Raw genomic sequence first — 25,738 nt, 5'->3', positions numbered from 1 at the left:
GGCATGGATTTTTCGGCGATTATTCAATCATCTGATTGGTCAATGCAGTCGGTTATGGTCTAGGCTTGAGGCTAAATAACTGGTTGACTAATAAGAGCTTTATCAAGATGTCAAAAGCCGGACTACGGATCTTGGTGGTGGAGGACGAAGCCGTTTTTCGCCACTCGCTGGTCAATTATCTCGCTCACGATGGTGCCTGCGTTTTCCAGGCGGAAGACGGCATTGAAGGCCTCTCTGCCGCCGCTCTCTATCACCCCGATGTGGTGTTATGTGATTTGAACATGCCCAACATGGATGGGCATGAGGTGATCGCCTGCCTCACAGCCCGCTACCCCCATATTCCTGTCATCGTCATCTCGGCCCAGAGCAAGATGGAGGCGGTCGAGCGAGCGCTGCGCGCCGGCGCCCGCGATTTTCTGCTCAAGCCCATCTCGGACTTCGGTCAGGTGCGTCGCAGCATAGAGCAGTGCCTGAGCGCCAATCATGGTTATGGGCAACAGCTGGAGTTGATGGAGCACATCGACTTCTTTCGCGAACACGACCAGGCGGCGACCCGGCTGCTGGCCTGGTTGAAGCCGCCGGGCCTGCAGGAGTGGGGGCCCTGGCAGGTCACCTTTGAAGGGATGGGCAATCTGTTCATTCCCGATACCTTCAAGGTGGATGACAAGCTGCTGGTGCTGGTGATGGAACTGCCGATACTCGGGGTGGATGCCGCCTTCTGCGGCGCCCTGGTGCGCTCTCTGATGAACGCCCCGTATCGCCAGTTTCAGCGTGGCGAGAGTCTGCTGCTGACCCAGCCCCACCGGTTGCTTGATTACCTCAATCTGCAGCTGGTCGAATCCGGTCTGCGCCACTCCTTCGCCATGGCCGCCCTGTTGTTTGATCAGGAGGACGGGCTGGTCTTTGCCAATGCCGGGCTGACTTCGCCCCACTGGCTGGTGCGCTCCGGCGGCCTGCCACTCGGCCTGCTGCGTACCAGCCACTACGCCTTGCACAGGCGCAGCTGGCATGAACCCTTTGACCTGCAGTTTCGCAGTGACAGTGGCAGTGCCCTGCATGTGCAGGTTCGACATCATTGAGGCCGTGTCAGACGGCCACATGCAAAGAGGGCGCCCATGGGCGCCCTCTTTGTTGCTGACAATCCGGACCGCTTAGACGGCGGCAGATTGCAGCTTCTTGTCGTGTTCCTGCGGCTCTTTGGCCGGACCTTCTGCACCGTGCATCCAGTAGACCAGGCGATTGGCCATGGTCAGCAGGATCAGCGCGCTGATCACGGCGGCCAGTGCGATGCCACCGAAGATGGCCATGGCACCGGATTCGCCGACGAAGGAGCCGATGAAACCGGCGGTATAGTTGGCGAGGGCCACGAAGCCGAACCAGGCACCCATCATCAGGGAGGCCAGGCGCAGCGGAGCCAGCTTGGTCACCATGGAGAGGCCGATCGGGGAGAGGCAGAGCTCGCCCAGGGTGTGGAACAGGTAGGCACCGACCAGCCAGAACATGGAGGTCTTGACGGCCTGATCACCACCTTGCTCCAGCACGGCACCGATCATGAACAGGAAGCCCACGGCCAAGAACAGCAGACCCATGGCGAACTTCACCGGGGAGTTCGGCTCTTTCTTGCCGAGCTTGATCCAAATGGCGGCAACGATGGGGGCCAGCGTGATGATGAAGAAGGGGTTCAGGGACTGGAACCAGGCGGTCGGCACTTCGAAGCTGCCGATCATGCGGTCGGTATACTCCTGCGCGTACAGGTTCATCAGACCACCGGCCTGCTCGAAGCCTGCCCAGAAGATGATGGTGAACAGACCCAGCACCAGGATGACCTTGATGCGATCCACTTCCTGCTTGGTCAGCGGAGCCTTCTGCTCCTTGGAGCGCTGCTCGGCGGCGCGCTGGGCGGCCGGCACGCGGCCGATGTCACCCAGGAAACGCTGAGCCATGGTGGCCTGTACCACCAGGGAGAGCAGCATGCCGATACCGGCGCTGACGAAGGCGGCTTGCCAGCCATAGGCGGTTGCGGCGGCGCCACAGATCACGCCGGCCAGCAGGGAGCCCAGGTTGATACCCATGTAGAAGATGGTGAAGGCACCGTCACGACGGTGGTCACCTTCCTGATACAGGTCACCCACCATGGTGGAGATGTTCGGTTTGAACAGACCGTTACCCACGATCAGCAAGCCGAGACCCGAATAGAAGACGGTGTTGACCATGTCCGGGAACATGGCGTGCGGCAGCGCCAGGGTAAATTGGCCGGCGGCCATCAGCACGGCACCAAACAGGATGGCGCGGCGTTGGCCGAGGAAGGTATCTGCCAGCCAGCCGCCGATGATCGGGGTGATGTAGACCAGACCGGTATAGATGCCGTACAGCTTGAGGGCATCGGCCTGAGTCCAGCCCATCCCGCCGTTGGCAGTCATGTCAGTCAGATAGAGCACGAGCACGGCACGCATGCCGTAATAGGAGAATCTCTCCCACAGTTCGGTACTAAAGAGCAAAAAAAGCCCTTTAGGGTGACCTAAAAAGGTCCCTTTGGACGGATTATTCATTGGAACTTCCACCTGTGTCTTATATTTTTTTAGAAATTTTATGCAAGGGCTAGGAACAAGCCATAATCCTTATAGAACAAGCGTGATTAAATTACAATATTATGATTTAGCGATATTTTATCTATCAATGGTTGAATATATGTTTATAAAATGAAAAAGGGCATCGAATGATGCCCAGTGTTTTATTCCATTAATAGGTTAAATATTCAGCTATTACAGCTGCTTGGCAAACTGTTTCAGCCAAGTGATAAATTCGCCGTTCAGCTCCGGATGGCGCACTGCATATTCCACGTTGGCTTTCATGTAACCAAACTTGCTGCCGCAGTCGTGGCTGCGCCCTTTCATGAAGTAGGCATTCACCTGCTCCTGCTCCATCAGCATGGCGATGGCATCGGTCAGCTGGATCTCGTCGCCGGCACCGGCGGGGGTCTTCTCCAGCAACGGCCAGATGTTGGAAGAGAGGACGTAACGGCCGACCACGGCCAGATTGGAGGGGGCCTCGTCACGGGGGGGTTTTTCGACGATGGCTTGCATCGGCAGAGACATGCCCTCGCTCAGCACTTCCCCCTTGATGTCGGCGATGCCGTATTTGTCCACTTCACTCTCGGGGACGGCTTCCACCATGATCTGGCTGATGTGATCCTGTTCGAACATGTGCACCATCTCGGCCAGGTTGTCCTGCTTGGGATTGCTGGCCACCTCGTCAATCAGCACGTCCGGCAGCAGTACCGCAAACGGGTTGTCGCCGATCAGCGGACGGGCACAGAGCACCGCGTGTCCCAGACCTTTGGCTTCCCCCTGGCGGACGTGCATGATGGTGACGTCTTTCGGGCAGATGTGTTGCACCTCTTCCAGCAGTTGCCGCTTGACCCGCTTCTCGAGGGTCGCTTCCAGCTCGAAGCTCTTGTCGAAGTGGTTTTCGATGGAGTTCTTGCTCGAGTGGGTAACCAGAATGATTTCCTTGATGCCGGCGGCAATGGCTTCGCGCACTACATACTGGATCAGCGGTTTGTCGACGACGGGCAGCATCTCTTTGGGGATGGCCTTGGTGGCTGGCAGCATGCGGGTGCCCAGACCGGCGACGGGAAGAACGGCTTTGCGGACCACAAGAGGGATATTTTTCATGGATAAGTTCCAAAGGATACAAAGTGGGCCCATGATACCCGAAGAAAAATAGGGCAGCCACAGGCTGCCCTTATGATGGAAAGGGTATGGATCGGTTACTTGACGATAATCATGTCCCGATTTGCTTCCAGCGTGGCTGGCCCGATGCCGCTCACATCGGCCAGTTGATCCACGGTAGTGAATTTGCCTTGCTTCTCGCGGTAATCGACGATGGCCTGGGCCTTCTTCTCGCCAATGCCCTTGAGCGCAGTCAACTCATTGATACTGGCGGTGTTGAGGTTCACCTTGCCGCTCTCCTTGGCGGTAGTGACCGTGGTTGCCGGCTTGGCAACAGGCTTGTCGGCGGCCAGCAGAGGTTGGCTGAGCAGGGGCAGGCAGCTCAGCAGCAAGGTGGCGGTCAGGGTCTTGTAGTTCATGGCGGCACGTCCTTGTGTTGTGTGGAATGCCTATTGAGAATTAGCCGAGTCGCGCCACTTTTTGTCTGTCATATCTGACACTGTATAAGTCAGAGCAAACGGCTATAAGCTTCCTTGATCCAAAATAGGTACACTGTGCTAACCATTTGACCAGGATGTCTTTTCTTATGTTTTTTCCCGCGATTTCCGAGCTGGAGCCCATCGCCCGTGCCGCCGGTGACGCCATCATGGCCATCTACAGTCAGCCCTTTGCGGTGGAGTACAAGCAGGACGAAAGCCCCTTGACCGCCGCCGACAAGGGGGCGCACGAGGTGATCGTGCAGGCGCTGGTCCGGTTGACTCCCAACATCCCCGTATTGTCCGAGGAGTCCGGGCCCGAGGTGATGGCGGCGCGCCACGGCTGGTCCCACTACTGGCTGGTGGACCCGCTGGACGGCACCAAGGAGTTTGTCTCCCGCAACGGCGAGTTCACCGTCAATATCGCCCTGATTGAAGAGGGGGCTCCGCGCTGGGGACTGGTCTATGCCCCGGTATTGGACCAGCTCTGGTATGGCGGCAAGGGGCTGGGGGCCTGGCGGGTGGCTGATGGCAAGCGTGAGGCCATCCAGAGCCAACCTCATCAGGAAGGTACGCCCTGGCGGGTGGTGGGCAGTCGCAATCACCTCTCTCAGGCCACCCTGGATTACCTGGCGGGCTTTGGTGAGATGGCGCGGGGCGAGATTGAGCTGGTCTCCATGGGCAGTTCGCTCAAGTTCTGCATCATCGCCGAAGGGGGGGCCGAGCTTTACCCGCGCCTCGCCCCCACCTGTGAGTGGGATACCGGTGCGGCGCAGGCGGTGCTGGAGGGGGCGGGCGGCAGCGTCACCCAGCTCGATGGCTCGCCGCTGCGCTACAACAAGCCGGACATCCTCAACCCCTGGTTCGTGGCCAAGGCATAAAACGGGATATCGGGATACAAAAAGGCCGGACTGGCGTGAACTGCCAGTCCGGCCTTTTTTATTTCGCTATTCGCGTTGGGTCAGAAGACCTTCTTGAACGGCTTGATGGTCACCTTGGCATAGACACCGGCCGCCACATAGGGATCGGCATCGGCCCAGGCCTTGGCATCCGCCTGTGAGGCAAACTCTGCGATGACGGTGCTGCCGGTAAAGCCGGCATCGGCCGGATCCTCGGCATCGATGGCCGGGTTAGGGCCGGCGGTGAGCAGCCGCCCTTCATCCTGCAGCGCCTGTAGCCTGGCCAGATGGGCCGGGCGCGCCTGCTTGCGCAGCGGCAGGCTGCCCTGGACATCTTCGGAATAGATGAGATACCACATGAGACGATCCTTTTCTTGATGGCAGTTATTTTTTCATTTCATTTTTCTGCTCGGCGGGCAGGTGGCGATAGAGATAGACACCGCTTAGCAGAGTGAATACCAGGGTCATGCCGAGCAGACCGAATACCTTGAAGTTGACCCACATCTCCTGCGGCAGGTTGAAGGCCACATAGAGGTTGAGCAGGCCGCAGACGGTAAAGAAGCCGACCCAGCCGAGGTTGACCCGATCCCAGACGGGATCCGGTGCCTGCAGCTCCTTGCCCAGCATCTGCTTGATCAGGTTCTTGCCAAAGCCGTAGCGGCTGATGAGCAGGCCCAGTGCAAACAGTACGTTGATGACGGTGACCTTCCACTTGATGAAGGTGTCGTCGTGGAAGAAGACGGTGAGGCCGCCAAAGAAGCCGACCAGCAGGAAGGTGAACAGCTGCATCTTCTCGACCTTGCGATAGCGGATCCAGCTGTAGGCGAGCTGCAGACCGGTTACCACCACCAGGGCGCCGGTCGCCATGTAGATGTCGTAGAACTTGTAGACTGCAAAGAAAACGATAAGAGGAATAAATTCAATAAATTGCTTCATGTCTGGCTCGTCGCCCTCAAAAGTGGACCGCAAAATTTCATTCAGTGTACCTGCCCGATGGGCAACGGCAAATGAATAAGACCGCTCATTCGCCAGCCAGTTCCTCAGCCAAATAACTGCCTTGCGATCTCGGCGCCCAGCCGCTGCTGATCCGCCAGCAGATCGCGGATATGGCGCTCTTCGATGAGCGGATTGAGCAGCACGGCCCGCAGCAGGGTGAGCGGCTGGGTGCCGTAGCGCCCCACGGCGCGCTGGGTGCGGGAGACAAAACTGTGCCCCTCGGCGCGCTGAGCCTTCTGCAGGGCAACGTTGAAGGCATTGACCTGTTCGTTGGCGGCCTCGTCCAGCACCTTGCCCTGTAGATGAGGGGGGATGCAGCGATAGGAGAGCAGGTTCATCACCGGGGCCGACATCAGCTCGAAGGCGGGATCCTGGTCGATAAGGCTGGCCATCAGGCGGGCCCGGTCGTAGTTGGCCTCGATGAGCTCGGCATAACCCTCTTGGCCGAACAGCTGGAAGGCGGCATCCAGATAGAGGGCGTTGGCCGGGCGGGTACCCTCCAGGGTGAAGCGCCCCTGATCAAAGGAGCTGGCGCGGATGGCGTAGGGGGCCTCCCGCTTGACCGCCATCATCAGGTCCGGCTGGCGGCAGAGCAGCATGCCGGTACCGAGCGGCACCAGCAGTTGCTTGTGGCCATCCAGGGTGACGGTATCGGCTCGCTCGATCCCCGCCAGCAGCGCCCGATAGCGGGGCGAGAACAGGGTCGGGCCGCCCCAGGCGGCATCCACATGGAAGTGGATCTGCTCGCGCTCGGCAATGTCCGCCAGCTCAGGCAGCGGGTCGATGGAGCCGAAATCGGTGCTGCCGGCCACGCCGACCAGTGCCAGCACCTTGAGCTTCTGCTCCTTGCACTGGGCAAGAGCCTGCTCCAGCGCCGCCATGTCGAGCCGGTTCTGATCGTCGGTGGGGAGGCGCCAGACGCTGCGCGCCCCCAGCCCCAGCAGATCCATCCCCTTGTCGAAGGAGTAGTGCATCAGCCGTGAACCGAGAATGACCGCACCGTGATAGCCCTGCTCATAGAGCGCGAACAGGTTGTCGCCGCAGGCGCGGTTGCGGGCCAGCCAGAGGGCGGTGACGTTGGCGATGGTGCCGCCGCTGGTCATGACGCCGAGGGCGGCATCCTTGGCATGCATCTGGGTGTCATAGAAGAGATCGTCGGCGCAATAGATGAGGCGGTGCAGCTTGGCCAGCACCTCCCGCTCCAGAAAGCTGAGCAGACGGGAGGACTCCATCTTCATCGGGTTCTGGTTGAGCATCACCACCAGGCGGGACAGCTCGGCGGTGAAGGCCGGTAACGGGGCCGTCATGTGACCCATGTAGCGTGGCGAGGTGAGGTGAGATGCGCCAGGCACCAGGGTGGCCAGGCGTGCCAGATAGTCATCCATGGCGATGCCGGCGGCCGGCATGCGGGATTGATCGAGCTGGTGGGTGAACTGGTCGCGCTGGTAGGGAGCCTGACTGTCATCCGAGTGGTGGAAGGTCTCCAGCAGATCCGTCATGGCCTGGCCGAAGGCCGGATCCGGTAGTGCAAACAGTTCAGTCAACTTCATCAGGTTCTCCAGACCGGGTTGCCAGGGAGTCACTGGGTGGTGAGCAAGCACGGTGGCAACAGCTACGTGGGCATCGGCCGCAGAGCATACACCAAAGGCCAGCGGGTGACAGCCATGCGCATCTCCTCAACACACGGCAAATGGCATGAAAATCACTTTAAGCTAACAATTGTACTCTGAAATGGCGGCAGCTAGAGTGAGCGCAGTTTGGGCAGGAGTATGCAATGAGCAGTGTGACGGATTATTCGCCCCGCGAGGAGCTGGCCAACCGCCTCAGCCACGGGCTGGGGCTGGTGTTGGGGATCCTGGGATTGGTGTTGTTGTTGAACAAGGGCTGGGCGCAGGGCCCTCAGGCGCTGGTCAGTTACAGCCTCTATGGTGGCAGCCTGGTGCTGCTTTACTTGGCCTCGACCCTCTACCACAGCATGGCGGAAGGGCCGGCCAGGCGTTGGTGCAAGGTATTCGACCACTGTGCCATCTATCTGCTGATCGCCGGTACCTATACCCCCTTCCTGCTGGTGGCGCTCGACACGCCGCTGGCACAGGGGTTGATGGTGGTGATCTGGGGGCTGGCGCTGGCGGGGGTGGTGTTCAAGCTGCTCTTCATCAACCGCTTCAAGAAGCTGTCGCTGTTTACCTACCTGATGCTGGGCTGGCTGTCGTTGCTGGTGGTCTATCAGCTTTATATCCATCTGGAGGGGGAAGGCTTGCTGCTGCTCGGGCTGGGTGGTCTCATCTACAGCCTGGGGGTGATCTTCTATGTGGCCAAACGTATCCCCTACAACCACGCCATCTGGCATCTGTTCGTGCTGGGGGGCAGCGTTTGTCACTTTATGGCCATTTATGGCTACGTCGCCTAACTAGCCCTTAATTGGTATTTTTTGCTGCTCAAAAGGATAAATTCGTGCGGTATCACACAGTTGGCCACGGCGTTTGCTGACAAGCTAGGGACAGTTCAATTTGCAAAGGATGCACGAAATGAGTGATATCGCGCTTTCCATCAGCATGTTGTCGCTGGTGGCAGTGCTGGGGCTCTGGCTGGGAAACTGGCGGGTCTATGGCGTCGGTCTCGGGATCGGTGGGGTGCTGTTCGGCGGCATCATAGTGGGCCACTTCGCCGGCCTCTCGGGGCTGGCGCTGGATGAGCAGACCCTGCACTTCATTCAGGAGTTCGGCCTGATCCTGTTTGTCTACACCATCGGCATTCAGGTCGGCCCCGGCTTCTTCTCCTCCCTGCGCAGCTCCGGCCTCAAGCTCAACGGCTTCGCCGCCCTGCTGGTACTGCTTGGCTGCGCCGTGGCGGCCGCCCTGCACCAGCTGTTCGACGTGCCGTTGCCGGTGATCCTGGGGGTCTTCTCCGGCGCCGTGACCAACACCCCTTCTCTCGGTGCCGGCCAGCAGATCCTGGCGGAGCTGGGGGCCGCGCCCGGTTCCACCGGCCTGATGGGCATGGGGTATGCCGTCGCCTATCCGTTCGGCATTTGTGGCATCCTGCTCACCATGTGGCTCATTCGCATGTTTTTTCGCATCAAGATCGACGAAGAAGCAGCCCAGTTTGAACAACAGGCCGGCAAGACCAAGGAGAGTCTGCAGACCATCAACATCGCGGTGCGCAACCCCAACATCCATGGTCTGATGCTGAGCGAGATCCCGAGTCTCGACGAGGCAGACGTCATCTGCTCGCGCCTCAAACGGGGCGAGGAGCTGATGGTGCCGCGGCCGGATTCGCGCATTGAACTGGGGGACCTGCTGCACCTGGTGGGTGAGCGGCACGCCCTGCGCAAGGTGCTGCTGGTGCTGGGGGAGGAGGTGGAGACCTCGCTCTCCACTCGCGGCACCGATCTGCGGGTAGAGCGGGTGGTGGTGACCAACGAGCAGGTGCTCGGCAAGAAGATCCGCGATCTCGACATCAAGCAGAAGTACGACGTGGTGATCTCGCGCCTCAACCGGGCCGGCATCGAGCTGGTGCCGACCAGCCAGACCAGCCTGCAGTTCGGTGACATTCTCAACCTGGTGGGGCGACTCGACGCCATCGAGGCGGTCACCAATGTGGTGGGCAACGTGCAGCAGAAACTGCAGCAGGTGCAGATGCTGCCGGTGTTCATCGGTATCGGCCTTGGCGTGCTGCTCGGCTCCATCCCCTTCTATCTGCCCGGGTTCCCGGCCGCACTGAAGCTGGGCCTGGCGGGTGGTCCGCTGGTGGTGGCGCTGATCCTGTCGCGCATCGGCAGCATCGGCAAGCTCTACTGGTTCATGCCGCCGAGCGCCAACCTGGCGCTGCGGGAGATCGGCATAGTGCTGTTTTTGGCGGTGGTGGGCTTCAAGTCCGGCGCCGGCTTCATCGATACCCTGATCAACGGCGATGGCCCGGCCTGGATGATGTATGGGGTGGCGATCACCCTGATCCCGCTGCTGGTGGTCGGCGTGCTGGCCCGTCTGTACGGCAAGATGAACTACCTCACCTTGTGCGGCTTGCTGGCCGGCTCCATGACGGATCCTCCCGCCCTGGCGTTTGCCAACGGCATGCACCCCACCAGTGGTGCCAGTGCCCTGTCGTACGCGACCGTTTATCCGCTGGTGATGTTCCTGCGCATCATCTCACCCCAGTTGCTGGCTATCCTGTTGTGGGCTGGTGCCTGATATGAAGCCCTTGACGGGGGCACTCGCAGTGCTCCCGTCATCAAAATGCAACACATTGATCATCTTGGTTTTATTTTCCATTCCCGCCGTTGTTGACCCTTCTGTTTAACCGACTGTTCCAGCCTCAAATCAGTCTATCCATTCGAATTTTCTAACTGGTTTCCGGCGCCATTCGCGGGCACATTAGACGGTGGAATATTGCATGCCAATAGAGATTCAGGAGAGAACATGAGCAGCCACAATATCGCATTGGATCAGGACGTCGTCGTTACCCAGTTGAAAGGCAAGGTTTACCTGGTGGCCGCTGATGGCAGCCAGAAGCAGCTCGCCGAAGGCGATATCCTGCCCAAGGATGCGGTACTGATCACTCCTGAAGGCGCCAGCTTCAAAGGCGGCAACCAGACTTTCACCCTGAGCCCGACCAACGAGCAGCAGGTTGAGGATGAAACGTCTCAAGAGCCGCAGCTTGCCCAGAATGTGCCGTCCGGCAATCCCAATGACATCGCGGCCCTGCAGCAGGCCATCCTGGGTGGCGCCGACCCGACCAAGGCATTTGAAGCATCTGCCGCAGGTGGGGCGCCTGCCGCCGGTGGTGGTGGCATTGGTGGCGTGGCTGGCGCCAGTGGCAATGGTGGTTTCGTTACCATCGATCGTACCGGTGATGCCACCATAGCAGCGGCCGGTTTTGATACGGCCAACCAGACCGATGCCGGCGTGATCGCTGATGCACTGCCGGGTGAAGAGAATCGCCTGATTGATCTCGTCCCGCCGGTGATCACCGTCTCCGCACCTGACAATACCAACGACACGACACCGACCATCACCGGAACCACGGATGCCGACGCCGGCAGTACCGTGACCCTGCTGGTGACCGATGCCAATGGCAACCAGCAAACCCTGATCACCACCGTCAATCCGGATGGCACCTTCAGCGTGGACGTGACCACTCCGCTGGTTGATGGCTCCTACACAGTGACAGCCAGCGTCACCGATCCGGCCGGCAACACCGGCACCGCGACCGATGACGGCAGCGTGGACAGTACAGCCCCGGACCTGGCCATCACCCTGGATGAGAACATCACTGCGGACGACGTGATCAACGCGGCCGAAGCCGGTCAGCAGATCCCGGTGAGCGGCACGGTGGGCGGCGACGTGAAGGTGGGCGACACCGTTACCCTGACCGTGAACGGCAAGACCTTCACCGGTCTGGTCTTGGCGGACAAGACCTTCAGCATCAACGTGCCGGGCAGCGACCTGGTGGCCGATGGCGACAAGACCATTGACGCCAGCGTGACCACCACCGACGCGGCGGGCAACAGCACCACCGCCACCGACAAAGAAGGGTACGGGGTCGACACCCAGGCGCCTACAGTGGTGGTGAATCTGGTTGACGACAAGCTCACCGTGGGCGAGACCAGCGAAGTCACCTTCACCTTCAGCGAGAAGGTGACCGGGTTCGAGCTTGCTGATCTGACTGTGGTGGGCGGCACTGTGACCGGGCTGACCAGCAGCGACGGCGGCAAGACCTGGAGCGCGATCTTCACCCCGGACGCGAACTTTGAAGGCACTGCCTCCGTCACCGTCAAACCGGAGAGCTACACCGATCTCGCCGACAACAAGGGGACTGGCGGCAGCGACAGCGCCAGTGTGGACAACGTGGCGGCCCCGGCGCCGACCGTGGAACTGCAAGGTGCCGGTGGCGACGACGTCTACAACAAGGACGAGATTGGCAGCGACAACAGCGTGACCGCCAAGGTGACGCTGAGTACCGGTACTCAGGTGGGTGATCTGCTGGTTGTGACCAATGGTGCGGGTGTCGAGCTGTTCAGCGGCAAGGTGACTGCCGAGATGCTCAAAGATGGCCTGAACGTGGAAGTGCCGGTGAGCGGCAGCCCGAGCGAGGTCAAGGTCACGGCGCAGGTAACCGACCAGGCGGGCAACCCGTCCGAGGTTGCTCAAGACAAGGCGGGCGTGGACAACGTGGCGGCCCCGGCGCCGAGCGTGGTCATAGTGGATGACTCCAACAACGACCAGCTGCTGACCAAAGGAGAGATCGGTAATGATCAGATCCAGGTGAGGGCCGAGGTCAGCAATAGTGACCTGGTTGCAGGTGGCAAGGTCACCTTGACCATCAATAACGGCGGCACCGAAAGCTCGGTAGAGCTGAAGCTGGTGAATGGTGTGCTGATGTTGGCAAGCGGGCAGCTGGCAAGCGGCTTTGTTTACAACAATGGCACCATCAGCTGGACGGAAACGACCCCGGCCAACGGCAAGTCGTTGACTGTGACGGCGACCCAGACCGACAAGGCGGGTAACGTCTCCCTGCCGGGCAGCGACAACGCGCAGATCCTGAATGAAGCGCCGGAGACTGCGAATAAACAGGCAAATGGTCAGGAAGATGCAACCAGTATCGCCATCCCGACCCTCAGTGGCAGCGATATCGATGGCAGCGTGGTGAGTTTCACCATCAAGAGCCTGCCTGCCAACGGCATCCTCTATCTGAACGGGGTAGCGGTGACGGTGGATCAGAGCATTGCGGTAGCGGACGCTGGCAAGCTCACCTTCACTCCGAATGCCAACTGGAACGGCAATACCAGTTTCAACTATGCGGCTGTGGACAACGATGGCGCCGTGGATGCTAGCCCTGCGACCGTGACCATCAAGGTGGATGCGGTCAACGATCTGCCGACGCTGACCATCTCCAACGGGGCTGTCGTCTCTGAAGAGGGGCTGGCAAATGGCATTGCCGACACGATCGGCAACCCGGATACCACCAACGCCATCAAGGCATCCGGTACCCTCTCGGTGGGCGACATCGACAGCAGCACGCTCAACATTTCCCTGAACGGACCGGCCGGGCTGACGTCTGGTGGTGCCAAGGTGCAGTGGAACTGGGATGCGAGTAGCAAGATGCTGGTCGGCTATACGGGAGCGATTGGCGGCGCCGATTACAAGGCGGTGGTCGAGGTCAAGCTGACGGCACCCAATGCCAGCGGCAAGGGAGAGTGGACCTATGACGTGACCCTCAAGGACCCCCTCGACCACGGGGATACGACCTCGGAAGACAAGCTGTCGTTCCAGCTGGACGTGGAGGTCTCCGATGGCAGCGGCGTCACCAAGGGCAAGCTGGATGTCACCGTCGAGGATGATGCACCGATAGCTGGCGATGCCGCGGCCGTGTCCGTCATCAAGACCAACATCCCGGATACCCTGACCGGCCTGTTTGATCTGACCAAGTACAGTGGCAGCAACCAGACGACCCTGAACGTGAGCGGTTTCAGCATCACAGCGCTGGGCTTTACCTCGTCGACCAACTCGGCCCTGACGATGGCCAATGTCAATGGTTCCAGCGCCGGCCTGGGGGTTTCCAGCGTCGGTTCACCGAACCACAACCTCGCCAATGAGGTGGACTTCCGCCACTTTGCAAACGGTACTTCTGCCTCCGAGCAGCTGATCGTCAAGCTGGATGCGGGCAAGGTGGCCTATGGCGCCAACATCAAGTTCAGCCAAATGTTCGGTGGTGAGCTGGAGAGCGGTGTGGTCGAGTTCTACCGCGGCGGCGTGCTGATCGGTACCCAGACCTTCAGCTCCAACGCGGCGGGTGGCGACTATGCCGGCAACTTCCAGGTGCAGCAGGGTGGCTTCGATACCATGGTCATCAAGGCCACCAACAATGGTAATGGCCTCTATGCCGACAACAGTGACTTCACCGTGAAGAGCATCGAGTTCCTCGGTGCCACCACGGCGCCGGCCATCGCCTACGGTTCCGGCACGGTCACCCCGCAGTGGGGCGCCGACGGCAAGGGCTACATGCAGCTGGTCGGTTCTACCGAGACCGGGCTGACCACGGCGACCGGCAAGCTGATCACCACCACGATGGAATCGGCCAATACTCTGGTCGGCAAGGCCAGCGATGGCACTCTGGTGTTCCGTCTGGAATTTACCCCGGCCACCGGCAAGTGGGAGTTCTTCCAGTATCAGAACATGTCCAAGCCGCTGGGAGATGGCGACATCGACTTCCAGATCAAGGTGGTGGATGGCGACGGCGACTACAGCCCGGGCTCCTTCGCAACCAAGCCGCTGTTTACGCCTATCGTACAGTCGGTCTCCAGCGAGAGTGCGGCCGAAGGCGGCAACCTGCTGCACACGGTGACACTCTCTGATGCGACCCAGGAAGCGACCCAGTATGACTTCGGCATCAAGGGCAGCGGCAACAACCCCGCAGCCCCTCAGGATTGGAGTGCGGCCCAGTTCAGCAACGGGGTGACCTACAACAGCACCACCGGCAAGATCACCGTGCCGGCCGGGGTGTCGGGCTTTACCGTGACCATCCCGACGGTGGACGATCGTCTGGTCGAAGCGAATGAGACCCTGACCGTGACCGTGGGTGGTCAGAACGGCATCGGTACCATCATCGACAACGATCGTGCGCCAGTGACCACGGGTGGCTACAGTACCGGCAAGGAAGACACGCCGCTGGTGCTGAAGTGGGCCCAGTTTGGTGCCAGCGATGATCAGGCCGCTTCTGACCTGAGCGTGCAGATCAACAGCCTGCCGCTGAACGGCAAGCTGGAGTACCTGAACGCCGCCGGCCAGTGGATTGCGGTGAAGGTGGGGGATCTTGTCTCCTACGCCGATATCGACAGCGGCCACCTGCGCTTCGTGCCAGGCCTCAACGAGTCGAGCACCAATGCCAGCAACGGCAATGGCGTCGTGACCGGTAACCTGCAGGGTGATTACGCCAGCTTTGGTTACCAGATCAGCGACGGCGCCAACCTGAGCAACAACGGCAAGCTGGTGATCGATATCACGGCGGTCGCGGACAAGCCGGTGGTCGACATCAGCCTGACGGGCAACGGCGTCCCGCTTTATACCCAGTACCCGTCGTCCGGCATCTCCACCGGGGCGTTCCAGAGCGGCAACTTCAACAAGGGCAACTTTGGCATCAGCAGCAGCTTTACCGACAGTACCACCACTCAGGACAGCGTGGTGGGGACCAGCGGCAACGACTACATCGTCAGCGTGAAGGGGGGCGGCGATTACTTCGTCGGCGGTGCGGGCAATGATGTATTGGTCGGCGGTAACTCGGTATCCGGCGATACCCTAACTGGTGGCACAGGTGATGATATCCTGGTGGCTGGGTTGGGTGGCGATACCCTGCATGGGGATGCCGGTACCGACCTGGCCGTACTGATGGGCTCGCGTGCCAACTATGTCATCGAGCGCAGGAGTGACGGCGGTTTCAACTTCCTGGTGAAGGAGAACGGCGTCACCATCAGCAAGTCGCTCTACGACATCGAGCTGGTGCAGTTTGATGACGGCATCTACCAGTTCAACCAGACCGACGGCACCCTGTCGGCGGTACCGCCCAGCTTGGTGGATTATCCGCTCGAGATCAGCGCTTCCCTGACCGACCGGGATGGCAGCGAACAGTTAGACAGCCTGGTGCTGACTGGCATGCCGACGGGGTCGACTCTCTATCAGGGCTCCACCGTGCTCGGCACAGTGGGGGCCGATGGCAAGCTGACGCTGACCGGTCTGTGGAACCAGAGCGCGCTGGACGTCAAGCTGACCGGCCTGACCCTGCGGGTACCGGGCAGCAGTGCCGGCCAGTTCGACCTGAAGGTAGAAGCCATCGCCAAGGAAGTGGCGACCGATCAGACCAGCAGTGCATCGGATCAGGATTCGATCCGCATGAGCTACTTCCTTTCCACCGAAGGGGAGCCGGGCGATCAGAACCGCGCCTATGGCAACGAGCACAATATCGTGGTTGGGGATCTGGATGGCAGCGTGGTACTGCCGGGCCAGAACTACAACATCGCCTTTATGGTCGACAGCTCGGGCAGTATCGGTACCAGTGCCATGAACACCATCAAGAGCCAGCTGGCACAGGTGTTTGCAACACTCAAGACCAGTGCTGGTACTGAAGGGGCGGGCAAGGTGAATATCTTCCTAGTGGACTTCGATAGTCAGGCCAACAAGTCCATCAGCGTGGACTTGAAGGACCCCAATGTACTGGCAAAGTTGCAGGCCGTGCTCGACAGCATGGACGGCAGTAGCTGGAACGGTGGGGCGACCAACTACGAGGATGCGCTCAAGACTACCTCCAACTGGTTCAACAGCGACACCGCCAAGAACAACACCAACGCGAAGAACTTGGCGTACTTCATTACTGATGGGGCACCAAACACCTATTACGACTATGAAGATACCAACCCGATCGTGAATACGAAGACCAACGAGCGTCTCGATTCATTGGTCAACGTCAACAACTATGTGCCGGGTGAAGTCTTCTACGCCAACATCGGCGGCATCAACCGGGTATTGATCGACGCTAACGGCAATGTTCAGAAGTGGTCGCAGGGCAATAACAACAAGTGGAGCTCGACCTCCATCGGAACCTTGAAAGCGCAGGGGGATGGAACCTTCGAGATCTCGACCTCCTATGACAGCAACTACTGGGCATTGCAAAACGCGCTGGCTGTGCTGCCGCTTCTGCTGGCCAATAAGGTTACACTGGAAGCGATCGGCATCGGCAGCAGCGTCTCCATCGATACCCTGAAGCTGTTCGACAGTGACCAGATTGTGCAGTCCAACGTGTCTGCCAATGACCTGGCCAACGCCATCCTGGGCACCTCGGTGAACAACCTGCCGGGCAGCGACCGGATTGACGGCGGTGCCGGTGACGACATCCTGTTCGGTGATGCCATCCACTTCGCCGGCATCAATGGTGAAGGCTACGCGGCCATCAAGCAGTACGTGGCCGGCAAGCTGAGTGCAGGCTCGGTGACCGATGCCCAGGTCCATGACTACATCACGGATCATGCCAGCGAGTTCGATCAGTCCTCCAGCAATGACAAGGCGGATGTGTTGATCGGCGGGGATGGCAACGACATCCTGTTCGGTCAGGGTGGCGATGACTTCCTGTTCGGCGGTGCCGGCAACGACATCCTGTTCGGTGGTGCCGGCAACGACACCCTGTACGGCGAGAGTGGCAACGATACCCTGTACGGCGGTAGCGGCAACGACACCCTGTACGGCGGTAGCGGTGACGATACCCTGAGCGGTGGTCTGGGCAATGACATCCTGGTCGGCGGGCTGGGCAATGACATCCTCAAGGGGGATGGCGGCGCCGATACCTTCACCTGGCTGCAGGGCGATACCACTGCGGGCAGCGTGGCCAAGGATTACGTGGTCGACTTCTCCAAGGCGGAAGGTGACAAGCTGGATCTGAGCGACCTGCTGGATCACGATGGTTCTCGCAACCAGAACGATCTGAAGAGCCTGCTCTCGGTCTTTCAGGACAGCGAAGGGGTTCACCTGCAGGTCAAGGAGAGCAGCGCCGCCCCCGTGACCCAGGAGATAGTGCTGATGAACCACACGTTCGACAGCCTCACCGGCAGCGCGTCGGCCACCTCGTCCCAGGTGATCGATTACATGCTCAACAACAACATGCTGGATATCGACAAGTAATCCGGTCGACCCCAGGCAAAAAGCGGCAGATTCATCTGCCGCTTTTTTTATGTCATGGGATTGAAGGGGGCGCTGATTTTCATCGGATAATCAAGGTCGTATCACCGTCGACAGAGAATTGTGAGCGAATGGTTACTGACAAGCTTGAAGAGAGCCTGGCAGCGAGCCGGGTCTCGCTTTTTTTTATCAAGTTCCTGCATCATCTGGCCGACATAGGATAAGAATACGGGTCGTGTTGGGATTCTGACCCTTCTATACTATGGCGAGACTCGGGCAACGGACGTAAGGGCTTTATATGGCGAGCATATTGGATTCAGTGGACCAACGTACCCAGCTGGTAGGGGAGAACCGCCTGGAGCTGTTGATGTTCCGTTTGGGATCCCAACAGTTGTTTGCTATCAACGTGTTCAAGGTGCGGGAAGTGGTCAAGCTGCCCCATCTCAACAAGATGCCGGGAGCGCACCACAACATCAGCGGGGTGGCCAACATCCGTGGCACCTCCATTCCGGTGATCAACCTGCGCAGCGCCATCGGCATGCGCCCCATGCCCATCGATGCCGAGTCCAACCTCATCATTACCGAATACAACCGCACCATTCAGGGCTTTCTGGTGGGGCAAGTGGCCAACATCGTCAACATGACCTGGAAGGACATACTGCCGCCGCCGCGCTCGGCCGGGCGGGCGAACTACCTGACCGCCATCACCCGCATTCCCGAGGATGGAGTGGATCAGATTGTCGAGATCATCGACGTGGAGAAGGTGCTGGCCGAGATCATCACCTATGACATCCGCATCTCGGAAGAGGTGCTGGATCGAGAGATCCTGCCGGAAATGCATGGCCGCAAGGTGCTCATCGTCGACGACTCCAGCACGGCCCGCAATCTGGTGCGCGAGACCCTGGGCCAGCTGGGGCTGGAAGTGATCGAATGCCAGGATGGCCTGCAGGCGCTCAATCTGCTCAAGGGGTGGTGCGATGCGGGCAAGAAGGTGACCGACGAGATCCTGCTGATGATCACCGATGCCGAGATGCCGGAGATGGACGGCTACCGGTTGACCCACGAAATTCGCAGCGATGCCCGCATGTCCGATCTCTTCATCACCCTCAACACCTCGCTGAGCGGCAACTTCAACGAGGCGATGGTCAAGAAGGTGGGCTGTGATCGCTTCATCTCCAAGTTCCAGCCAGACCTGCTGGTCGGGGTGGCCCAGGAGCGGCTGCGCCAGATCCTGGAACGCTGAGACAGGAGCAATAAAAATCCCGCCTTGGCGGGATTTTTATTGGGGTTGGAACCCGGAAGATAGGCAAGGCCATGACACCGGGATCACTGGGTCAGCAGTGGCTCGATGAAGCTGGCTACCCGATCGCGGATCTGCGGCTGGGCGGCGGCGGTGGGGTGGATGCCATCGTTCATCATGAGTTCAGGGCGCAGCGCAATATCATCCATAAAGAAGGGCATCAGCGGCAGCTGATTGGCGCTGGCCAGCTCCGGGAAGATCTGCTCGAACTGGCGCAGGTAGCGCGCGCCGTAGTTGCGGGGCAGCTGGATCTGGGTCAACACGGTTTTTACCTGTTGCGCCTTGGTCAGTGCCACCATCCTGGTGAGATTGTCCCGGGTGATGGCCGGTGCGAACCCGCGCAGCCCGTCGTTGCCACCCAGCTCGATCAGCACCCAGTCCGGTTGATGTTCCTTGAGCAGGGCCGGCAATCTGGCCAGCGCCCCTTGCGTAGTTTCACCACTGATGCTGGCATTGATAAGCTGATGTTTACCCCCCTGCTGCTGCCATTTCTGATTGAGCAGCGCAGGCCAGCTCTGCTCCGCCGGCATCTGATAACCCGCACTCAGGCTGTCGCCCAGTACCAGCAGGGTCTGGGCCTGCACCGATGACACCAGGCAGCACAAGGCAAACAGGAAACGCGTCATGAATTCAACTCCCATTATCAACGTCAAGGGCCTGGGCAAGACAGTGCGCCTGGGCCAGGAAAGCCTCACCATCCTTGAAGGGATCGACCTGCAAGTCAATAGTGGCGAAACAGTGGCGCTGGTCGGTGCTTCCGGCTCCGGTAAATCCACCCTGCTGGGGCTGCTGGCCGGGCTGGATCTGCCGAGCCAGGGGGATATCGAGATCCTCGGCCAGTCGTTGTTGCAGCTGGACGAGGAGGGGCGTGCCCGGCTGCGGGCCGAGCAGGTCGGCTTTGTGTTCCAGTCCTTCCTGTTGCTGCCTACCCTGAGCGCGCTGGAAAACGTCATGCTGCCTGCCGAGCTGCGTGGCGAGACCCGCTGCGAGCCGCGGGCGCGCGAGCTGCTGGCGGCGGTCGGCCTCGGCGAGCGGCTGCACCATCTGCCGCCGCGCCTCTCCGGCGGTGAACAGCAACGGGTCGCCATCGCCCGGGCCTTCATGACCCGGCCCAGCCTGCTGCTGGCCGATGAGCCCACCGGCAACCTCGACAGCAAGACCGGGGAACGGGTGATCGAGCTATTGTTCGAGCTCAACCGCGAGCATGGCACCACGCTCGTGGTGGTGACCCATGATCACGAGCTGGCTCAGCGTTGCCAGCGGCAGCTGGTGATGGCGGCAGGACGGCTGGCGGCGGCTGCGTCAGCATCCGAAGCCGTCTCTGCAGCAAGAGTCAGGGAGCTGTCATGAGTCAGTGGCGACTGGGAATCAAGTTATGGTGTGGGGAAGGCGTCAATGACAAGGGGCTGCCCGGACTGGCGCAGGTGAGGAGCACGTCATGAGTCAATGGCGACTGGGATTCAAATTATTGCGCCGGGAAGGATTCAACGGCGAGCTGCGCTGGTTCGTGCTGGCGCTGGCGCTGAGCGTGGCCTGCGTGCTGAGCGTGGCCCTGGTGGCGGATCGGCTGGATGCCGGGCTCAAAGCCTCCGGCCGCGACTTTATCGGTGCCGACCGGGTGCTGCGCTCGGCCACGCCGGCGCCGGCCGCCTGGCTCGAGCAGGCGGCAAAAGCGGGTCTGGCGGTGCAGACCACGGTCAGCTTCAACAGCATGCTGTTTCATGGCGATGCCCTGCAACTGGCCTCCATCCGCGCCGTGCCCGAGAATTTCCCCTTCTACGGCAAGCTGGAGCTGAGCCCCCAGCGCACCCCGGCGCCTGGCGAGATCTGGCTCTCGGCCCGGGTGATGCAGTTGTTGGCGGCCAAGCCGGGGGATGAGCTGGAAGTGGGCAATACGGTGCTCAAGGTGGCGGGGGTACTGGGTCAGGAGCCGGATCAGGGCTTCAGCCCCTTCCTGCTGGCGCCGCGGGCGCTGATCCACAGCGCCGATGTGGAGGCGACCGGAGCCCTGCTGCCGGGCAGCCGCCAGCAGTGGCGCTACCTGTTCAAGGGCTCCCGCGAGCAGGTGGCCGAGTATGAACGCTGGCTCAAACCCAGACTCAAGGCGGGGCAGAAGCTGATCAAGCCGGACGACCAGGGCTCCCAGGTGGGCCGCTCGCTGGCCAATGCCGAGCGCTTCTTCCGGCTCGCTTCCCTGGCGGGAGTGCTGCTGGGGGCGCTGGCTATGGGCATTGCGGTGCGTCACTTCGCCGAGCGCCAGACCAACATGGTGGCGCTGCTCAAGACCCTGGGGGCCTCCCGCCGCTCGCTCTGGCAGTTGATGGGCACCCTGCTGCTGTCGCTGACGCTGGTCGGCGCCCTGCTCGGTCTGGTGGCGGGCAGCGCCATGCAGTGGCTGACCCTGCACCTGCTGGGCAACCTGCTGCCAGCCGATCTACCGCCGCCGTCGTGGCGACCCTTTGCGCTGGGGTTGGCGGTGGCCTTCTTCATCACCCTGTTGCTGGCCTTCGTGCCCTTCCTGCGTCTGCTCAAGGTGCCGCCGCTGCGGGTACTGCGGCGCGAGCTGGAGGCGGGGATCCCGCCCTGGCTGGCGTTGCCGGTGGCGCTGCTCGGCCTGTTTGGGCTGGTGTGGGGCTTCACCGCCGATGCGACCCTGGCGCTGGGGCTGATCGGCGGCATGGGCTTGCTGATGGGGCTGCTGGCGCTGATCGCCTCCTTGCTGCTGCGGCTGGGGCGCCGGGTGCAGGGGCCCCACGCGCTGCGGCTGGCCATCAGCCATCTCTCCCGCGAGCGGGGCAGCGGTCTGTTCCAACTGGCGGGCTTTGCGCTGGCACTCATGCTGTTCGGTCTGCTGTGGGCGGCGCGGGTCGACCTGCTCGGCGAGTTCTCGGCCCGGTTGCCAGCGGATGCCCCCAACCGCTTCCTGGTCAACGTGGCAGACGGAGAACGGGAGGGGATCCTGGCCGATCTGCGCCAGGCGGGGGCCGTGACCTCGGACTTCTACCCCATGGTGCGCGGCCGGCTGATCAGCATCGCCAGCGAGGCGGTGCGCGACACGGATGAAGATGGCCGCGAAGGGGTCAATCGCGAGCTCAACTTCACCACCACCGCCACCCTGCCGCCGGACAATACCCTGACAGCAGGACGCTGGCTGGATGGCCCCGGCCAGGTATCGGTAGACAAGGATCTGGCCAAACGGCTCGACATTGCCCTCGGCGACACCCTGGGCTTCACCATCGAGGGGCGCAGCTTCAAGGCGCAGGTGACCAGTCTGCGGGCCATCAAGTGGGACAACATGCGCCCCAACTTCTACATGATCTTCTCGCCGGACGTGCTGGCTCCCTCCTCCCAGACCTGGCTCGGCAGCTATCGTCTGCCGGAGCAGGGGCGGGTGGCCGAAGTGGAGCTGATCCGCCGGCACCCCACGGTGAGCCTGATCGATGTGGACGACTTGATCGTGCGGCTGACGGCGGTATCGGATCAGGTGAGCCGGGCGCTGGGGTTGATGCTGGGGCTGGTGACGGTGGCGGCGTTGCTGGTGCTGCTGACCCAGACCCAGGCCAGCATGGCCCATCGGCGCCGTGAACTGCTGTTGATGCGCACCCTGGGGGCCGGCAGCGAGCTGCTCAGGAAGATGCTGCGCTGGGAGCTGGTTGCCAGCGGCCTGCTGGCGGGGCTGTGCGCCGCCATGGTAGTCGAGCTCTGCTCCCTCGGCCTGCAGTGGTGGTGGTTCGAGGGACAGTGGCAATTCCACTGGGCCATCTGGGCCGGTCTGCCGCTGCTGGGGGCCGTGCTGGTGACGCTGGCGGGGCAGGGCATGCAGCGCCAGCTGCTGGCAGGCACCCTGAGCGATCGGCTGCGTGGATTGGGGCAGGGCCTGCTCTGATCACCGCATCCAGTGCGGATGCCGCAAGGCGCAATAACAATCAGCCCGGCCAATGGCCGGGCTGATTGTTATCCGGTTGGCTGATGAGCCCGGTCAACGGGCAGTGCTCAGCAGATTGGCAAGTGCCTGGGGCAGCGCCGGATAGGTGAAGTGGAAGCCGGCCTGCTGCAGACGAGTCGGCAGCACCCTCTGGCCGGTGAGCAGCAGATCGGCCGCTTCGCCCATCAGCAACTGCAGCAGCGGGGCCGGCACGAAGAAGAGGTGTGGCCGGTGCAGGGTGCCTGCCAGGGTCTGGCTGAACTCGCGGTTGCTGACCGGTTGTGGCGCCGTGCCGTTGAACAGGCCGTCGCACTCGTCGTGCTCCAGCAGGAACAGGATGGCGCGCACCAGATCCTGGATGTGGATCCAGCTCATGACCTGGTGCCCTGTGCCCATGGGGCCACCGAGGCCGACACGATAGGGAGGCAACATTTTGGGCAGGGCACCGCCGTCGGGGCCGAGCACCAGCCCGATGCGCACGATGCAGACCCGGGTATGCTTGCTGCGGGCTTCGCGGGCCAGGGTTTCCCACTGCTGACAGAGCTGATGGGTGAATTCGTCGTGAGGAGTCTGGCACTGCTCGTCCAGCGGCTCATCGCCCTGACGGCCATACCAGCCGATGGCGGAGGCGTTGATCAGCACCCTGGGCGGTGTATCGGAGAGCTTGACCAAGTCGACCAGCTGTTCGGTCAGCAGCCAGCGGCTGTCACACAGCAGCTGCTTGCGCCGCTCGCTCCAGCGGCCGTTGGCGATGGGCTCCCCCGCCAGGTTGATGACCGCGTCTACGTCGTTGAGGTTGTCGAGCCGATCCAGGCTGTCGAGAAGCTTGACGTCGTGGCCGAGCAGATCATAGGCGCGGCTGCCCTGGCGGGTCAGCACCAGCACCTCGTGGGCCACCTTGAGATGGGCCACCAGACGGCGACCGATGAAGCCTGTCCCTCCCGTGATCAATATTTTCATATGCAGACTCCCTGACGCTGTTGGCTCTACTCTAGTGGGCTGGCACCAGATGAACAAGCAGCTGTTTTTGCAAAGATTATAATCGTCACAGCAGGCATCTGGCGCATCGCGCCAGGGGGCGTGCAGCAAACACTGCGCACATGCGAAGGGATGGCAGCGACTGCCGCTGTCGCCCCGCTGCAGACGCGATATAGTGTTGGTCAGAGCGCCCCGCTCTGCCGTCAGAGTTGTCAGAAAGGCTTGTCAGAGAAGGGGATAGGAGTAGACTCGTCCGCTTTTTCACCGTTGCCGCGAGGGTGGGTATGCCGTTTCGTCGTTTGAGGTTGCGCCAGTTTTATACCAGGCTGGGGGCGGCGTTGCTGGCCGGCCTGCTCCCCTTGCTGCTCGGGGTATTGATCGTCTCCTGGCAGACCTTTGCCGGCATGAAGCAGGATGCCGAAGAGCGCCTGCTCCATGCCAGGGAGATGCTGGAGCGCACCCTGGATCACGCCCATCAGGCGGCGGCCATGGTGCAGGGCAGCGTGGGGCGCCCCTGCGAGGAAGTGGTGCAGGGGCTGCGGGATCAGGTGGCGACCGTGCCGGACGTGCGCACCGTCAACCTGGCCAAAGGGGAAGTGGTCTACTGCTCCTCGCTCTACGGTCCCTATCAGGGTCCCTTCAAGCTGGCCGATTATGCCAATGGCCAGCTGGATCTGATGCGGGGCAACCCGGTGACGCCGGGGCGGCCTCTGGTGGTCTATCGCCAACCGGTGGGGGAGTACAGCGTGCTGGTCGGCATCGATGGCTACTACCTGCACAACATCCTCGACATGCTCAGCCGCAACTCGCCGCTGACCCTGGTGATCGGGGCGCAGAGCATGCTGGCCGACGGCCAGATCCACGACGAGGTGCCGCCTGTGGCGCTGGGGTCGCTGGAACAGACCTCCGGCAAGTATCCGTTTCGGGTGGTCACCGATCTCTCCCACGACGAGTACGGCAGCCATATCTGGAGCTACTCTCGGGCCAGCCTCATCATCTACCCATTGCTGGGTCTGCTGGCGGGCTGCCTGGTCTACTGGCTGGCCGGCCGCTCGACTTCGCCTTCCCAAGAGCTGCGGCGGGCGCTGGATCAGCGGGAGTTCATCCCCTATCTGCAACCCGTGGTGACCGGTGACGACGCCCACTGGAGCGGTTGCGAGGTGCTGATGCGCTGGCAGCATCCGCGCCAGGGCCTCATCTCGCCGGATCGCTTCATTCCGCTGGCTGAAGACAGCGGTCTCATCGTGCCCATGACCCGGCTGCTGATGGAGCAGGTGCGCGAGCAGTTCGCAGGTCGAGTGCATAGCCTGCCAAGAGGGTTCCACTTCGGCTTCAACATCAGCGCCAGCCACTGCAAGGACATGAGTCTGCTGGAGGATTGCCGCGACTTCATCAATGCGTTTCGGGATAACCCCATCAAGCTGGTGCTGGAGCTGACCGAGCGGGAACTGATCGTGGCCGACGAGACGACCGACCGCTTGTTTGCCGAGCTGCATCAGCTGGGGGTTTTCATCGCCATCGACGACTTCGGTACCGGCCACTCCAGCCTCACCTATCTGCAGCAGTTCCAGGTGGATTTTCTCAAGATCGACCAGAGCTTCGTCGGCATGATCGGCTCCGATGCCCTCTCCAGCCACATCGTGGAGAACGTCATCGATCTGGCGACCCGGCTCGGTCTGCTGCTGGTTGCCGAAGGGGTGGAGAACGAGGTGCAAGCCGCCTATCTGCGGGCGCGTCAGGTGAACTTCCTGCAGGGCTATCTGTATGGCAGGCCGATGCCGATGAAGGAGTTTGCCGGCCTGCTGGCACAGGGCTGAGCCAACTTGCGCGCAT

Annotated in this window: 17 protein-coding genes; 9 read left to right on the top strand and 8 right to left on the bottom strand. The window is 61.3% G+C overall.

The window, feature by feature from the left end:
* Positions 1 to 107 precede the first annotated feature (107 nt).
* A complete protein-coding gene (locus OKB87_RS22330; protein ID WP_017410997.1) occupies positions 108 to 1,079 on the top strand; it encodes a response regulator in 972 nt (323 codons plus the stop codon).
* 72 nt (positions 1,080 to 1,151) lie between these two features.
* Here OKB87_RS22330 and OKB87_RS22325 read toward each other — a convergent pair whose 3' ends face one another.
* The 3 genes from OKB87_RS22325 to OKB87_RS22315 form a co-directional block, all read right to left on the bottom strand.
* Complete coding sequence (locus OKB87_RS22325) at positions 1,152 to 2,549, bottom strand: peptide MFS transporter (protein ID WP_270828556.1); 1,398 nt, start codon at positions 2,547 to 2,549, stop codon at positions 1,152 to 1,154.
* Between the two features lie 213 nt (positions 2,550 to 2,762).
* On the bottom strand, positions 2,763 to 3,674 hold the full coding sequence (gene galU / locus OKB87_RS22320; protein ID WP_270828555.1) for a UTP--glucose-1-phosphate uridylyltransferase GalU: 912 nt from the start codon (positions 3,672 to 3,674) through the stop codon (positions 2,763 to 2,765).
* 95 nt (positions 3,675 to 3,769) lie between these two features.
* The gene (locus OKB87_RS22315) at positions 3,770 to 4,090 is read right to left on the bottom strand and encodes a ComEA family DNA-binding protein (protein WP_270828554.1); all 321 of its coding nucleotides are present in this window, start codon (positions 4,088 to 4,090) and stop codon (positions 3,770 to 3,772) included.
* 167 nt (positions 4,091 to 4,257) lie between these two features.
* Here OKB87_RS22315 and cysQ point away from each other — a divergent pair, with 167 nt between their 5' ends.
* On the top strand, positions 4,258 to 5,028 hold the full coding sequence (gene cysQ / locus OKB87_RS22310) for a 3'(2'),5'-bisphosphate nucleotidase CysQ (RefSeq protein WP_270828553.1): 771 nt from the start codon (positions 4,258 to 4,260) through the stop codon (positions 5,026 to 5,028).
* 80 nt (positions 5,029 to 5,108) lie between these two features.
* Here the strand turns inward: cysQ and OKB87_RS22305 are convergent, their stop codons facing one another.
* The 3 genes from OKB87_RS22305 to OKB87_RS22295 form a co-directional block, all read right to left on the bottom strand.
* Positions 5,109 to 5,405 (bottom strand): YciI family protein, encoded by a 297-nt coding sequence (locus OKB87_RS22305; protein WP_005309589.1) that lies wholly within the window; start codon positions 5,403 to 5,405, stop codon positions 5,109 to 5,111.
* 25 nt (positions 5,406 to 5,430) lie between these two features.
* Positions 5,431 to 5,982 (bottom strand): septation protein A, encoded by a 552-nt coding sequence (locus OKB87_RS22300; RefSeq protein ID WP_024946223.1) that lies wholly within the window; start codon positions 5,980 to 5,982, stop codon positions 5,431 to 5,433.
* Positions 5,983 to 6,086: 104 nt separating this feature from the next.
* Positions 6,087 to 7,592, bottom strand: coding sequence for an aminotransferase class V-fold PLP-dependent enzyme (locus OKB87_RS22295; protein WP_270828552.1), 1,506 nt, complete (start codon positions 7,590 to 7,592; stop codon positions 6,087 to 6,089).
* Between the two features lie 224 nt (positions 7,593 to 7,816).
* On the opposite strand from OKB87_RS22295, the gene trhA reads away from it, so the two are divergent.
* The 4 genes from trhA to OKB87_RS22275 all read left to right on the top strand — a co-directional run bounded on the left by trhA (position 7,817) and on the right by OKB87_RS22275 (position 18,945).
* A complete protein-coding gene (gene trhA / locus OKB87_RS22290) occupies positions 7,817 to 8,452 on the top strand; it encodes a PAQR family membrane homeostasis protein TrhA (protein ID WP_016351856.1) in 636 nt (211 codons plus the stop codon).
* A gap of 118 nt (positions 8,453 to 8,570) precedes the next feature.
* Positions 8,571 to 10,232, top strand: coding sequence for a putative transporter (locus OKB87_RS22285; protein WP_017411002.1), 1,662 nt, complete (start codon positions 8,571 to 8,573; stop codon positions 10,230 to 10,232).
* 228 nt (positions 10,233 to 10,460) lie between these two features.
* Positions 10,461 to 17,705: a retention module-containing protein gene (locus OKB87_RS22280; RefSeq protein ID WP_270828551.1), complete on the top strand. Its 7,245-nt coding sequence runs from the start codon at positions 10,461 to 10,463 to the stop codon at positions 17,703 to 17,705.
* Between the two features lie 295 nt (positions 17,706 to 18,000).
* Positions 18,001 to 18,945 carry a chemotaxis protein CheV gene (locus OKB87_RS22275; protein ID WP_017410908.1) on the top strand — a complete coding sequence of 315 codons (945 nt, stop codon included), beginning with the start codon at positions 18,001 to 18,003 and terminating at the stop codon, positions 18,943 to 18,945.
* Positions 18,946 to 19,028: 83 nt separating this feature from the next.
* On the opposite strand, the gene OKB87_RS22270 is transcribed toward OKB87_RS22275, so the two are convergent.
* Positions 19,029 to 19,628, bottom strand: coding sequence for an arylesterase (locus OKB87_RS22270; protein WP_011707238.1), 600 nt, complete (start codon positions 19,626 to 19,628; stop codon positions 19,029 to 19,031).
* Between OKB87_RS22270 and OKB87_RS22265 the strand changes: the two genes are divergently transcribed.
* Entirely contained in the window at positions 19,627 to 20,352 is a 726-nt protein-coding gene (locus tag OKB87_RS22265) for an ABC transporter ATP-binding protein (protein ID WP_252375830.1), read from the top strand. The genes OKB87_RS22270 and OKB87_RS22265 overlap by 2 nt on opposite strands.
* Before the next feature lie 88 nt (positions 20,353 to 20,440).
* Entirely contained in the window at positions 20,441 to 22,888 is a 2,448-nt protein-coding gene (locus OKB87_RS22260; RefSeq protein WP_270828550.1) for an ABC transporter permease, read from the top strand.
* A gap of 93 nt (positions 22,889 to 22,981) precedes the next feature.
* On the opposite strand, the gene OKB87_RS22255 is transcribed toward OKB87_RS22260, so the two are convergent.
* Positions 22,982 to 23,887: a TIGR01777 family oxidoreductase gene (locus OKB87_RS22255; protein WP_270828549.1), complete on the bottom strand. Its 906-nt coding sequence runs from the start codon at positions 23,885 to 23,887 to the stop codon at positions 22,982 to 22,984.
* A gap of 302 nt (positions 23,888 to 24,189) precedes the next feature.
* On the opposite strand from OKB87_RS22255, the gene OKB87_RS22250 reads away from it, so the two are divergent.
* Positions 24,190 to 25,722 carry an EAL domain-containing protein gene (locus OKB87_RS22250; RefSeq protein ID WP_270828548.1) on the top strand — a complete coding sequence of 511 codons (1,533 nt, stop codon included), beginning with the start codon at positions 24,190 to 24,192 and terminating at the stop codon, positions 25,720 to 25,722.
* Positions 25,723 to 25,738 lie beyond the last annotated feature (16 nt).

The sequence above is a fragment of the Aeromonas sp. Y318-1 genome (genome assembly GCF_027706125.1).
In the GTDB taxonomy this organism is placed as follows: domain Bacteria; phylum Pseudomonadota; class Gammaproteobacteria; order Enterobacterales; family Aeromonadaceae; genus Aeromonas; species Aeromonas hydrophila.
This window is presented reverse-complemented; position numbering and strand designations above follow the sequence as displayed.

Excerpts from the sequence above, each read along its gene's own strand:
- OKB87_RS22330 (WP_017410997.1), top strand. The coding sequence starts at position 108 with ATGTCAAAAGCCGGACTACGGATCTTGGTGGTGGAGGACGAAGCCGTT.
- OKB87_RS22325 (WP_270828556.1), bottom strand. The coding sequence starts at position 2,549 with ATGAATAATCCGTCCAAAGGGACCTTTTTAGGTCACCCTAAAGGGCTT.
- galU (WP_270828555.1), bottom strand. The coding sequence starts at position 3,674 with ATGAAAAATATCCCTCTTGTGGTCCGCAAAGCCGTTCTTCCCGTCGCC.
- OKB87_RS22315 (WP_270828554.1), bottom strand. The coding sequence starts at position 4,090 with ATGAACTACAAGACCCTGACCGCCACCTTGCTGCTGAGCTGCCTGCCC.
- cysQ (WP_270828553.1), top strand. The coding sequence starts at position 4,258 with ATGTTTTTTCCCGCGATTTCCGAGCTGGAGCCCATCGCCCGTGCCGCC.
- OKB87_RS22305 (WP_005309589.1), bottom strand. The coding sequence starts at position 5,405 with ATGTGGTATCTCATCTATTCCGAAGATGTCCAGGGCAGCCTGCCGCTG.
- OKB87_RS22300 (WP_024946223.1), bottom strand. The coding sequence starts at position 5,982 with ATGAAGCAATTTATTGAATTTATTCCTCTTATCGTTTTCTTTGCAGTC.
- OKB87_RS22295 (WP_270828552.1), bottom strand. The coding sequence starts at position 7,592 with ATGAAGTTGACTGAACTGTTTGCACTACCGGATCCGGCCTTCGGCCAG.
- trhA (WP_016351856.1), top strand. The coding sequence starts at position 7,817 with ATGAGCAGTGTGACGGATTATTCGCCCCGCGAGGAGCTGGCCAACCGC.
- OKB87_RS22285 (WP_017411002.1), top strand. The coding sequence starts at position 8,571 with ATGAGTGATATCGCGCTTTCCATCAGCATGTTGTCGCTGGTGGCAGTG.
- OKB87_RS22280 (WP_270828551.1), top strand. The coding sequence starts at position 10,461 with ATGAGCAGCCACAATATCGCATTGGATCAGGACGTCGTCGTTACCCAG.
- OKB87_RS22275 (WP_017410908.1), top strand. The coding sequence starts at position 18,001 with ATGGCGAGCATATTGGATTCAGTGGACCAACGTACCCAGCTGGTAGGG.
- OKB87_RS22265 (WP_252375830.1), top strand. The coding sequence starts at position 19,627 with ATGAATTCAACTCCCATTATCAACGTCAAGGGCCTGGGCAAGACAGTG.
- OKB87_RS22270 (WP_011707238.1), bottom strand. The coding sequence starts at position 19,628 with ATGACGCGTTTCCTGTTTGCCTTGTGCTGCCTGGTGTCATCGGTGCAG.
- OKB87_RS22260 (WP_270828550.1), top strand. The coding sequence starts at position 20,441 with ATGAGTCAATGGCGACTGGGATTCAAATTATTGCGCCGGGAAGGATTC.
- OKB87_RS22255 (WP_270828549.1), bottom strand. The coding sequence starts at position 23,887 with ATGAAAATATTGATCACGGGAGGGACAGGCTTCATCGGTCGCCGTCTG.
- OKB87_RS22250 (WP_270828548.1), top strand. The coding sequence starts at position 24,190 with ATGCCGTTTCGTCGTTTGAGGTTGCGCCAGTTTTATACCAGGCTGGGG.